At 61.6% G+C, this 12,097-nt stretch carries 12 protein-coding genes; 9 read left to right on the top strand and 3 right to left on the bottom strand.

Annotated features, from left to right (window positions below; translation table 11 throughout):
- Positions 1–10: 10 nt before the first annotated feature.
- The 9 genes from B0G83_RS03270 to B0G83_RS03310 all read left to right on the top strand — a co-directional run bounded on the left by B0G83_RS03270 (position 11) and on the right by B0G83_RS03310 (position 9,733).
- Complete coding sequence (locus tag B0G83_RS03270) at positions 11–1,612, top strand: efflux transporter outer membrane subunit (RefSeq protein ID WP_105505964.1); 1,602 nt, start codon at positions 11–13, stop codon at positions 1,610–1,612.
- Between the two features lie 176 nt (positions 1,613–1,788).
- Positions 1,789–2,256, top strand: a complete 468-nt coding sequence (locus B0G83_RS03275; RefSeq protein WP_105505965.1) for a helix-turn-helix domain-containing protein — start codon at positions 1,789–1,791, stop codon at positions 2,254–2,256.
- Positions 2,256–2,633 (top strand): hypothetical protein, encoded by a 378-nt coding sequence (locus B0G83_RS03280; protein WP_258167748.1) that lies wholly within the window; start codon positions 2,256–2,258, stop codon positions 2,631–2,633. Before B0G83_RS03275 ends, B0G83_RS03280 begins: the two co-directional genes overlap by 1 nt.
- Positions 2,634–2,951: 318 nt before the next feature.
- Positions 2,952–3,797, top strand: a complete 846-nt coding sequence (locus tag B0G83_RS03285) for a MetQ/NlpA family ABC transporter substrate-binding protein (protein ID WP_105505967.1) — start codon at positions 2,952–2,954, stop codon at positions 3,795–3,797.
- A 42-nt stretch (positions 3,798–3,839) separates the two neighbouring features.
- The gene (locus B0G83_RS03290) at positions 3,840–5,282 is read left to right on the top strand and encodes an LLM class flavin-dependent oxidoreductase (protein WP_105505968.1); all 1,443 of its coding nucleotides are present in this window, start codon (positions 3,840–3,842) and stop codon (positions 5,280–5,282) included.
- A 13-nt stretch (positions 5,283–5,295) separates the two neighbouring features.
- Positions 5,296–6,456 carry a methionine ABC transporter ATP-binding protein gene (locus B0G83_RS03295; RefSeq protein ID WP_105505969.1) on the top strand — a complete coding sequence of 387 codons (1,161 nt, stop codon included), beginning with the start codon at positions 5,296–5,298 and terminating at the stop codon, positions 6,454–6,456.
- Positions 6,449–7,105 (top strand): methionine ABC transporter permease, encoded by a 657-nt coding sequence (locus B0G83_RS03300; RefSeq protein WP_105505970.1) that lies wholly within the window; start codon positions 6,449–6,451, stop codon positions 7,103–7,105. The genes B0G83_RS03295 and B0G83_RS03300 overlap by 8 nt, the downstream gene beginning before the upstream one ends.
- A gap of 35 nt (positions 7,106–7,140) precedes the next feature.
- Positions 7,141–8,343: an acyl-CoA dehydrogenase family protein gene (locus B0G83_RS03305; RefSeq protein WP_105505971.1), complete on the top strand. Its 1,203-nt coding sequence runs from the start codon at positions 7,141–7,143 to the stop codon at positions 8,341–8,343.
- 61 nt (positions 8,344–8,404) lie between these two features.
- Positions 8,405–9,733: an Nramp family divalent metal transporter gene (locus B0G83_RS03310; RefSeq protein ID WP_105505972.1), complete on the top strand. Its 1,329-nt coding sequence runs from the start codon at positions 8,405–8,407 to the stop codon at positions 9,731–9,733.
- Positions 9,734–9,885: 152 nt separating this feature from the next.
- Here the strand turns inward: B0G83_RS03310 and flhC are convergent, their stop codons facing one another.
- The 3 genes from flhC to B0G83_RS03325 form a co-directional block, all read right to left on the bottom strand.
- Positions 9,886–10,455 carry a flagellar transcriptional regulator FlhC gene (flhC, locus tag B0G83_RS03315; RefSeq protein WP_105505973.1) on the bottom strand — a complete coding sequence of 190 codons (570 nt, stop codon included), beginning with the start codon at positions 10,453–10,455 and terminating at the stop codon, positions 9,886–9,888.
- A gap of 14 nt (positions 10,456–10,469) precedes the next feature.
- A complete protein-coding gene (gene flhD, locus B0G83_RS03320) occupies positions 10,470–10,790 on the bottom strand; it encodes a flagellar transcriptional regulator FlhD (protein WP_035558891.1) in 321 nt (106 codons plus the stop codon).
- Positions 10,791–11,527: 737 nt separating this feature from the next.
- Positions 11,528–12,085, bottom strand: coding sequence for a GNAT family N-acetyltransferase (locus B0G83_RS03325; protein ID WP_374954882.1), 558 nt, complete (start codon positions 12,083–12,085; stop codon positions 11,528–11,530).
- Between the last annotated feature and the right edge of the window lie 12 nt (positions 12,086–12,097).

The following is a 12,097-nucleotide window of genomic DNA, read 5'->3' on the forward strand; positions in this document are numbered from 1 at the left end:
GAAAACAATAATGAAACGCTATGAATCTTTGAGCGGGTGGGGCCGCGCGGCAACCAGCGCTTTGCTGGTCGCGTTGCTCGCCGCCTGCTCGGTGGAACCCACGTACAAGCGGCCGGATGTCGATACGCCGACGGCCTTCAAGGAAGCGCCGGTGACGTCGTCGACGTCGGGCGCGGCGGCATCGCCGCAGGAAACCGGTACGTGGAAAACGGCGCAACCCGCCGACGACGCGCATCGCGGCGAATGGTGGACGGTGTTCGGTGATCCACAGTTGAATGCGCTGGAAGAGCAGGCGGCTGCCGCGAATCAGGATCTGAAGGCCGCGGCGGCGCGTGTGCAACAGTCGCGTGCGGTGACGCAGGCGGCTAAGTCGGACTGGTTCCCGAAACTCGACGCGGGCTTCGGCCCGACGCGCGAGCGGGCGTCGGCGGCCTCGCAGTTTTTGCCGGATAGCGCGGGTGGTACGACCGGCACGATCTGGCGCGCGCAAACTACCGCGTCGTACGAGACGGATCTGTTCGGCCGGGTCGGCTCGAACGTGAACGCGTCGCGTGCGGACGAGCAGCAAAGTGAAGCACTGTTCCGCTCGGTGCAGTTGTCGTTGCAAGCGGATGTGGCGCAGAACTACTTCCAGCTGCGCGAGCTCGATTCGGATCAGGATCTGTACCGCCGTACCGTGGCGCTGCGTGAAGATACGCTGAAGCTGGTCGAGCGGCGTTTCAAGGAAGGCGATATCGGTGAGCTGGATGTTTCGCGCTCCCGCAACGAACTCGCTAGCGCGCGTGCCGACGCGGTCGGTGTAGCGCGTCAGCGTGCCGCGTCCGAGCACAGCCTTGCGATTCTGCTCGGCAAACCGCCGGCGGATTTCTCGTTCGCGGAAGCGCCGCTCAGTCCGGTCACGGTGCGAGTGCCGGCGGGTCTGCCGTCGGCGCTGCTTGAACGCCGGCCGGATATTTCGGCCGCGGAACGCGCGATGCAGGCGGCGAATGCGCGTGTGGGTCTCGCGAAATCGGCGTTCTTCCCGAAGCTCGACATCACCGGTGCGTTCGGATTCGAGTCGGCTACGCTGGGCGACCTGTTCATGTGGTCGAGCCGCGCGTTCGTGCTCGGGCCGCTCGCCGGTGGCGCGTTGACGTTGCCGTTGTTCGACGGTGGACGGCGTAAGGCGAATCTCGCCCAAGCACGTTCGAAGTACGACGAAGACGTCGCGCAGTATCGTCAGCAGGTGCTGGTGGCGTTCCGCGAGGTAGAGGACAACCTGGCCGATCTGCGTTTGCTCGACGACCAGATGCGCGAGCAGAACAATGCCGTCGAAGCGTCGCAACGGGCGGCTCATTTGTCGCGCACGCAGTACACGGAAGGCGCGGTCAGCTATCTGGATGTGATCGACGGCGAGCGGCAGGTGCTGACTTCGCAATTGCAGGCGAGCCATTTGCAGGGCACGCAAGCGGTCGCGACGGTGAACCTGATTCGCGCGCTGGGCGGCGGGTGGGGTGATGTGAAGGCGCCGGATGCCGCGGTTGGGGCGGTGGCGCCGGCTTCGGGGGCCGCCGCGGTTTCGGCCGCGTCCCAAGGCGCTGCTGTGGCTGTACAGCAGGTGGCGAAGCAGTAGTTCTCCAGCCGGGTTAACAGTGGCGGAAGCCGGGTCGCGCGGGAGCGTGGCCCGGCTTTTTTGTTGTTCGAGCAGACAGACGGCTAATGAAAATACGTTTCGAATATTTCGTTTGTTTCGTTTATTGCGTTTGCGTGGATTGTTGACGTATACTTAAACGTAATTTGGAGCCAATCATGACTACCGCTACACCCGACCGTATCGTGCTGTCGGACGACGACGCCACCGTGTTATCCGCCGCGAGCCGCCTGATGGGCGCGGCGCTCGACCATTCGCGCGCCAACAGTGTCGCGTTGGTGGAAGAGGGCACGGACGGCGACATAGCCCGTATCGAAGTGCCGCCCGCCACATTGCGCGTGTTGTCGCGGGTATTGGCCATGATGGCGAGCCAGCAGGTGTTTCTTCTCTATCCCGCTGACACTGAGCTGACCACCAAGCAGGCGGCGGACTTACTTGGCGTGTCGCGGCCGTTTTTGATCGCTCGTTTGGAAGCGGGCGATTTGCCCTTTCGCAAGGTAGGTCGGCATCGCCGCATGCGCATGGACGATGTGGTGCGCTACAAGGAATCCATGCGTGCTTCGAGAAAAGGCGCATTGGATGACGTGGTGGCCGATAGCGAATCGATCGACGGATACGATCTTTGATGCTGTCGTTCGGTCGCTTCACTGTCGTGCTGGATGCGTGCGCGTTATTTCCCATGGTGGTGCGAGATGTCTTGCTGACCTTCGCGGATCACGAGTTCTACGCGCCCCGATGGTCGGCGCGCATTCACGACGAGTGGAATTTCGCGGCGAACCATCTTGAGTCCAGCCTGCGCATTGAAGTCAAGCATCCAGATGTCTTCGTTCTGGATCTGATCGATCTGAACGAAAAGCGTGCGCTCGCTGCATTCAAGGACTTGCGTGCACGTAAGCGCCGGCCGCCATGGTCGGTAAGCGAATTGCTGGATCGGTTGGTCCGTGCGGGTCTGGTTCAAACTAGCGCATGGTTATCCAGCGCCGACGTTCTGCCGCTGCTATAGCCTCGCTCCTAGCAATTGGGCACCCCCACCTCCAAATCATTTTTCCCGCTTTCCTTCCAAAAATCCCTTCGTAGACCGCTGCTTTTCCTCCCTCTATGATGATTCGCACCTCATCTGGAGAGAGGCGATGACCTGTCCGACCTTCCGCTGTCCGCGCTGATCGATTCGCGCGTCCCGTTGCTGCCGCGATGCGCCGGCTATGCCGCGCGTTGTGGTTTCCCATGCCCGATGCCGTACGGCTCACCCGAACTCAGCTCGGTCACGGCCGTCGAATCCGCTCGCCTCGAAACGCACTACGCCTAACCCTACGAGCTCATCATGCGTATTTCCTTGCCTAACGTACGGCGTTTTCTCAACGCGCCAACGCTCGCGCTGATCGGCGCGATCACGTTCAGTCTCACACTCGCTTTGTCGGCCACGCACGCCCAGGCAGCCGATTCGCCCACATTGAAAATCGGCACCGCCACCAGCCCGCAAATCGAGGCGCTCAAAGTCGCCGCGCGCGAGGCAAAAGAACAAGGTCTCGACGTAAAGATCATCGAGTTCACCGACTGGAATACGCCGAACGCCGCGCTCGCCAATAAAGACATCGACGTCAATTACTTCCAGCACATTCCGTTTCTCGAGAACGCGAAGAAGCAGGGCGGCTACAACTTCGTCGCGATCGCGCCGGGCACGATCATGAAGATCGGTTTGTACTCGAAGAAAATCAAACGCTTCGACGAATTGAAGAACGGCGCGACGGTGGCCATTGCGAACGATCCGGTCAACGGCGGCCGTGGTCTGTTGCTGCTGCAACGCGCCGGACTGATCAAGCTGACGCCGGGCATCGACTATCGCGCGACCACGCTCGACATTATCGACAACCCGAAGCATCTGAAGATCGTCCAGCTGGAAGCCTCGCAACTGGCGCGCTCGCTCGACGACGTCGATCTCGCCCAGGGCTACCCGAGTTTCATCAAGCTCGCGGGCACGGCCGATCCGAATAGCGCATTGCTGTTCGACGGGCTGGAAAACAAGAACTACGCGATCCAATGGGTCGTGCGTCCGGAAAGCGTCAACGATCCGCGGATTCGCAAGTTCATCGCGATCTATCAGCATTCGCCCGCCGTGCGCGCCGCGCTCGACAAAGCCTTCGGCAACCTTTACGCCGTGGCGTGGTAACTGCCGCGTGTAACCGGGAGCCATGGAAAAGGGAGTCGCACGATGGCGAAGAAAAAGATCCTGCTGAACGCATTCAATATGAACGCGGTCGGCCATATCAATCATGGTTTATGGACGCATCCGCGCGACCGGTCAGCGAACTACACCGATCTCGACTACTGGACGAGCCTCGCGCAGACGCTCGAGCGCGGCAAGTTCGACGGGATCTTTCTCGCGGATATCGTCGGCGTATACGACGTTTATCAAGGCGGACCGCAAACGCCGTTGCGCGAGTCGGTGCAGATTCCAATCAACGACCCGTCGCTGATCGTGCCGGCCATGGCGCACGTCACGAAGCACATCGGCTTCGGCGTCACGTCGAATCTGACTTATGAGCCGCCGTATCTGTTCGCGCGCCGCATGTCGACGCTCGATCATTTGACCAGGGGGCGGGTGGGCTGGAACATCGTGACCGGCTATCTGGACAGCGCGGCGCGCGGCATGGGACTCGCCCAGCAGATCAGTCACGACGACCGCTACGACCGCGCCGACGATTACATGGACGTGGTCTACAAGCTGTGGGAGCAAAGCTGGGAGGACGACGCCGTGGTGCGCGACCGCGCGGCGCGCATCTTTTCGCACCCGGACAAGGTGCACCGCGTGAAGCATGACGGTCCGTACTATTCGATCGACGCGATTCATCTCAGCGAGCCTTCGCCACAACGCACGCCGGTGTTGTATCAGGCGGGTTCGTCGAGCCGCGGTGTCGATTTCGCGGCACGTCACGCGGAATGCGTGTTTGTGGGTGGACAGAACAAGCTGTTGACGCGCTCCATTGTCGACGACATTCGCGCGCGGGCGGTGAGCTTTGGACGCGCGCCGGACGATATCAAGATCTTCGCGGGTATTACCGTGGTGGTCGGCGAAACGGAGCGCGCGGCGCGGGAAAAATTCGAGGAGTATCGCCGCTACGCGAGTGCGGAAGGCGGCATCGCGCATTTCTCCAGTTCCACCGGTATCGACTTCTCGCAATACGAGCTGGATGAACCGATTTCGTATGTGAAGACCGAGTCGATGCAGTCGGCCGTCGAAGCAATTTCGAAGAAGAGCGTGAGCGGTGTATGGACCAAGCGCAAAGTGCTGGAACAGATGACGCTCGGTGGTCGCGCGAAGCCAGTGGTCGGCTCGCCGCAGCAGATCGCCGATGAACTGGTGTCGTGGATCGACGAGGCCGGCGTGGACGGTTTCAATCTGACGCGCACCGTCATGCCCGAATCGTTCGAAGACTTCGTGAATCTGGTGGTACCCGAGTTGCAGAATCGCGGCGTCTATAAGGAAGACTACGATCAGGCGCCCACGCTGCGAGAGAAGCTGTTCGGCGGAGGCCGTGCGCGGCTGCCGGCGGTGCATGTCGGCGCGCAGCATCGGCGGCTTGCGCAAAACAGTCCGCAAACTGGTGCGCAAGTCGGTGGCCAGGCTGACCTGCCTGTTACTGTCCAAGCCTGACAGGAGCGCTGCCATGGCCCATCTTTTCGACGCCCCGCAGTTCATCGAAGACTCGCCGTCTCTCGCTCCGGATCGCGATGCGCCTCAAACGCCGGAGCACACCGCCGTGATATTCGACAACGTGAGCAAGCACTTCACGGATGCACGCGGCGCGTCGACCACGGCGCTCGCCAACGTCACGCTGAAGGTCGCGCGCGGCGAGGTGTTCGGCATTATCGGCCGCAGCGGAGCGGGCAAATCGACGCTGCTGCGGCTCGTCAACGGTCTGGAAAAGCCGGGCTCCGGTGCGGTGCGCGTGAACGGCGTGAGCGTCGGCGAACTCGACGAGCGCGAACTCGTGGCATTGCGCCGGCGCATCGGCATGGTGTTTCAGCACTTCAATCTGCTCTCCGCGAAAACAGTGCGGGAAAACATTGCGTTACCGCTGAAAATCGCGGGCGTGCCGAAAGCCGAGATCGACACCAAAGTGACCGCGCTGCTCGAACTGGTGGGGTTGTCCGCTAAACGCGACGCTTATCCGGCGAGCTTGTCGGGCGGTCAGAAACAGCGGGTCGGCATTGCGCGAGCGCTGGTCACGGACCCGGACATTCTGTTGTGCGACGAGGCCACCTCCGCGCTCGATCCGGAAACGACGCAGGCCATTCTCGCGTTGCTGCGCGACATCAACCGGCGGCTCGGTTTGACTATCGTGCTGATCACGCACGAAATGCAGGTGATTCGTGAAGTCTGCGACACGGTCGCCGTGATCGAGCGCGGCGCCGTGGTGGAAAACGGCCCGGTCTGGCGTGTGTTCGGCGATCCGCAGCACGTCGCGACGCGCGCGTTGCTGCGCACGCTGGTGCAAGATTTGCCCGCGGACCTGGCGGAACGGATCAAGCCATTGCACGACCTCGCGCAGACCGATGCGCGGATTCTGCTGGACGTGCGCTTCACCGGCGCCGACGCGCACGAGCCGGATATCGGCGGCCTCACTTCGGCGCTGAGCAGCCAGGGCGGTAGCGTCCGTTTCGTGCATGGCAGCATCGACCGGATACAAGGGCATGCGCAAGGGCGGCTGGTGGTGTCGGCGCAAGTGCGGGAAAGCGCGGACAGTACCGTGCAAAAGCAGATCGCGGCATTGCTTGAACGCGCGCGCCGCTATGCGAACCATGTCGAGGTATTGGGCTATGTCTGACTTGTGGCTCTCCGAACTGGCCGATGCGATTCGCGACACGATCGTCATGGTGGGCGTGTCCGCGTTTTTCGCGGCATTGATCGGCATACCGTTGGCGCTGTTGCTGGTTACCACGACGCGCGGCGGTATCTGCGAGAAGCGCGCGGTGAACGGCGTGCTCGGCGCGCTGGTCAATGCGTTCCGCTCCACACCGTTCATCATTCTGCTGGTGGCGCTGTTGCCGCTGACGCGTTGGCTGATCGGCACCACGATCGGCGTCTGGGCGGCGATCGTGCCGCTCAGCATCGCGGCGATTCCGTTCTTCGCACGTGTCGCCGAAGTGAGCCTGCGCGAAGTGGACCGCGGTTTGATCGAGGCTGCGCAAGCCATGGGTGCGCAGCGTCGGCATATCGTCTGGCATGTGCTGTTGCCTGAGGCGTTGCCGGGCATACTCGGCGGTTTCACCATTACCGTGGTGGCCATGATCGGTTCGTCGGCGATGGCGGGCGCGGTCGGCGCGGGTGGCCTCGGCGATCTGGCGATCCGTTACGGCTACCAGCGTTTCGATACGACGGTGATGGTGACGGTGATCGTCCTGCTGATCGCGATCGTGACGGCGGTGCAGTTCGCCGGTGACCGGCTCGTTAGACGCTTCGCTCAACGCGCGTGAGCGAAGGCCGCTTAATTTATCTAAACGGACACAGGATGAACGACCCTCGCCCAACCGCGGCACTGCACACCCGCGACGCCTTCACTGCACCGGTGGCGAGTGACCTTGCCGGTTTGCTCGACGCCTTGCGCGCGAGCGCGGCGCGGCGCGATCGAGACGGCGGCCATGCCGCGCAGGAAAAGCAATGGATTGCCGAGGCCGGGCTGCTGACGCTCGCGGTGCCGCGCGAATTCGGCGGCGCGGGTGCGCGTTGGCCCGAGATCTACGAGACGATCCGGCGGATCGCGCGCGTCGACAGCGCGCTTGCGCATTTGCTGGGCTTCACCTGCCTGCAGGTGGTGAGCGTCAACGTGTGGGGCAATCCCGCGCAACGTGACCGCTATCTGCGCGGTACCGTTGAACACCGCTGGTGGTGGGGCAACGCGGTCAATCCGCTCGATACCCGGCTGGTTGCGAGCGCAACCAGTGGTGGCGGGTATCTGCTCGACGGACAGAAAGGCTTTTGCTCCGGCACCCGCGGCTCGCACATGATGACGGTGTCCGCGCACGACCCCGTCACCGGCAAACCGGTGTTCGCCGTCGTGCCGACCGCGCGTGAGGGCATCACCGTGCATGAAGACTGGGATCCGATCGGCCAGCGGCAGACCGACAGCGGCAGCGTTTCGTTCGCGAGGGTCGTAGTCGAACCGCACGAAGTGTTGCACCGAGCCGACACGCCGTACGCGAGTTTGCGCACGCTGATCTCGCAGCAGGTGTTGATCAATCTGTTTGTAGGCATTGCGCAAGGTGCGCTCGAAGAAGCGCGCGTGTACGTGACCCAGCATGGCCGGCCGTGGATCAGCTCCGGTGTCGATAAAGCCACCGACGATCCTTATCTGATCCAGCGTTTCGGCGAGATGCGTTTGCAGACGGTGAGCGCCGAAGCATTGGCCACGCGCGCCGCCTATGCACTCGACGACGCGTGGCAGCAAGGTACCTCGCTCACGGCGGAAACGCGCGCGCAGGTTGCGCTCGCAACTTCGGAGGCGAAGATCGTCGCGCACCGCGCGGCGCTTGACGTCAGCGAACAACTCTTCGACGCCTGTGGTGCGCGCGCCACGCATGGGCCGCTCGCGCTCGATCGTTTTTGGCGCAACGCACGAGTCCACACGTTGCACGATCCGCTCGACTATCGGATCCGCGACGTCGGTCGCTACGCACTGAGTGGGACATTGCCGGAGGTTTCTTTGTACACTTGAGGCGGCCCGCGGCGCCTCGATACGAGGCGCCGCACTTTATCCTCCTCGAGAGATTCCACGCTTGCAGTTCAAACTACCCACCACCGCCACGGCGCCGTTTTGCCCATCCGAGGTGCAAGGCTCGGTCGCCATTACGCAAGGCGCGCCGTTCTGGAAAAAGATTTTGCAATTCGCCGGTCCCGGTCTGCTGATTTCGATCGGCTACATGGACCCCGGCAACTGGGCGACCGACATCGAAGCCGGCTCGCGCTATGGTTACAGTCTGCTGTTCGTCGTCGTGCTGTCGAGTCTCGCGGCCATTGCACTTCAATGCCTGAGCATGCGACTGGGCATCGCGACCGGGCGTGACCTTGCGCAACTGTCGAGTGCGCGTTATTCACCGGCGGTGGCGCGCTTTCAATGGGTGCTCGCGGAAGTGTCGATCGTGGCGTGCGATCTGGCCGAAGTGCTCGGCGGTGCGCTCGCCTTCCACCTGCTGTTCAAATGCTCGCTGACCACCGGCGTGCTGCTGACCGCGTTCGATACGCTGATCGTGCTCGGCCTGAAAGGCAAGAATTTCCGCGACCTCGAAGCGATCATGCTCGGCCTGATCGCGACCATCGGCGTGGGGTACATCGTCGAACTCGCGCTCGTGAAGCCGCATTGGCCGTCGGTTGCGTTGGGGCTGATTCCGTCGTGGCAGGCGCTCAGTTCGCGCGAGCCGTTGTATCTGGCGATCGGCATTCTCGGCGCGACCGTCATGCCACATAACCTCTACCTGCATTCGTCAATCGTGCAGACGCGCGCGGTAAAGCGCGACCCCGCCAGCATCCGCTCGGCGATCGGCATGTCGCGGCTCGATACGATCGTGTCGCTGGTGATCGCGCTGCTCATCAACATGGCGATTCTGATTCTCGCCGCCGCCGCGTTTCATGCCAATGGCCATACCCAGGTCACTGAAATCGAAGACGCTTACAAGCTGCTTGCGCCGATCGTCGGCACCGGCTTCGCGGCGGTGCTGTTCGCCATCGCACTGCTCGCGTCGGGACAAAGCTCCACCTTTACCGGCACGGTCGCGGGGCAGGTCATCATGGAAGGCTTCCTGAACCTGAAAATTCCATGCTGGCAGCGCCGCTTCATCACCCGCGCGCTCGCGCTCATTCCCGCGTTGATCGGTGTGCAGATGATGGGCAACGGCGCGGTCGGCAAGTTGCTGGTCGCCAGCCAGGTCGTGTTGAGCCTGCAATTGCCGTTCGCGCTTTATCCGCTGATCAGGATGACAGGCGATCGTTCCTTGATGGGGGAATTCGCCAATACGCTGCTGACGCGATTCGTCGCGTGGACGCTGTTCGTGGTGATCAGCGCGGCGAACTTATGGCTGGTGGTGCAGACGATCGGATTGATCGGCTGAGTCGATGTCTCAAACCGGCGCCGTGTGAAGTGTCGTGGCGTCGCGACAAATCCGACGCAGAAAAAAACAAAGGTCCGCTCAATGGCGGACCTTCTGTTTTTCAGGCTTCGGTTCGAGTCGGGCCGGACCAGCCCGCGTCGAATAACTTCAACTCAGGCGGCTTGCGCGATCTGCGCGGCTTCGAGCGCTTCCTGGCGAGCGGCTGCCGCCTTCTTAGTCTTGCCGGCGCGCGACGGCGGCTGGCAAGCACCGCACACGACGTTGTGCTGCAGGTCGTGCTTGTGCGCGACGAACTTGCCGGTACAACGGCAGCACTTGGTCAACTGCAGAATGTCGGCGTCGAAGAAACGCACCAGCGTCCAGGCGCGCGTCAGATCCAGCACCGGTTCGGATTCGCTGTGCTGGCAATGCTCCAGATACAGCCGATACCCTTTGGTCAGCGCGTCCAGATGCGAGCAACGCGCTTCGTTCTTCAGGAACAGGTAGGTGTTGTAGAACAACGATGCGTGGATGTTCGCCAGCCACGTCATATACCAGTCCGCCGAGAAGGGCAGCATGCCCTTGGGTGGCGATACGCCCTTGACCTCGCGGTACAGGCGAATCATGCGGTCGCGCGAGAGCGTCAATTCACTTTCGAGCACCTGCATACGGGCGCCCAGTTCGATCAGCGCGATCGCACGGAATACCTCTTGTGCGTCTTCCGTCAGGCTACGCTTGAGCATTGTCGTCACCTCGATTAAGCAAACTGCTCAGCAGGTTGGCCTGCCAGCAAGATTGCCGCGTGAGTCGGTGCAACAGCGGCGTGCTTCGTGGTTTGCGTCAACGCCGACAACATGGCGTGGTCGTTGAAGCGGAAAAAGCACAAAAGCTGATCGGAAGCGGCCAGCTTGACGATCTGCGCGAGCGACAAGCCCGCCAGCAAATCAGCCAGTTCCGACGACAGACCGAGACGGAACATGCCGACCGGTTTGTCCTCACGCAACATACGTTGCGCAAGCATGATGTAAGACAAGTTAATCTCGCGGATTGAATCCAGCGTCTCGCTGCTACGGTCCATTTTCTCTGTTTCCGAAGCCCCGAATTACTATGTCGGCATTTTTTGCCGTTATGTCTTTTCTGCCTCGCCGGAAACGATAACCTCCGGCTACATGTCACCGACCTGATACAGATGGCGACCTTTTGATACATCGCGTTACATTTCGTAACAGCTTGGGACGAATTGTATGAAGGGCAAAACAAGAAATCAATCCCTTCTCTAAAAAATATCTCAAAAAGATACATCAAATTTCGGTAACTCTTTCACGGTGCCGTAATAGTCAATGCTTTGCGGATTTTTTGCCGTCTTAAATTTTTGTCTGATCCATGGAAACCCTTGTCCAGTGGGGATCCAACTTAATCATATGAACAAATCGCGGAGTGCGCTCGCGATGCGGTAATTTGCGCTGAGGCAAGAAAGGAAACAGAAAGCGAGCGCAATATTAAGTAATATATACCGCTCGCCGGAGGTGCTAGAGGGACAAATCGAAGGTGTAACGGGGTGGTGCGGCCCCAGTTACAAACCTGGGCGCATTTGTAACGTCTTACGTAACGTTTAGCAGGGGACTGTCGAACGCGTTCGACTCGGTGGCTGAAGCGGGGGGCGCGGACGGCACGCCGAGCATGTAGCCGGGAACGCGACGGCGAGCCGGATCTGGCTGTGCAGGCTGCCTGACACAATGCGGCTGAAGCGCGCGCCGATGTTACAACCACACGCCAGGCGGGCGCTGTAGCCGGGCGACCTCGCGTGAGGATCTGTTACATGAAGCGCACCATCAGATCGGCGTCGTGAAACACGCCGCCGACATTCAACGCGCCCACTTCACACCCGTACTGACTAAAGCCAACCGATTCGTAGAGCTTGCGCGCGCCTTCGTTACGGCTGCCGACCATCAACTGGATTTGCCGCAAACCGTCGATCCGCGCAGCGCGCGCCAGCAACTCGTCAAGCAATGCGCGGCCGATGCCGCGGCCCGCTGCTTCCGGTGCGACGTACATGCCGACAACGGACGCCTTGTGCCGTTCCTTGTCATGCTGGTTGCGCGACAGGCCGACTATGCCGAGTAACGAGGCGTCCGCAGCTGTGGCGGCCGATGTGTCAGCCGATGCGAAAGCGCCGAGCAGAAACTCACCCTCGGCGGCGCGCAGACCTTGCAACCTCGCGTCGTGTTGTTCGGGACCGCGCGCTAGCGCTTCCTCATAGCTTTGCCCGAATGAAGCCGGATGCGCCTTCAGCCCGCGCAAGCGAAGCTGAAAATAAGCGTCACGATCCGCGGGGCCGAGTTGGCGGATAAATACGGCGGTGGCGTCGTTCAATTGCAGCCTTCT

The sequence above is a fragment of the Paraburkholderia sp. BL21I4N1 genome, from assembly GCF_002973525.1.
Classification (GTDB): Bacteria; Pseudomonadota; Gammaproteobacteria; order Burkholderiales; family Burkholderiaceae; genus Paraburkholderia.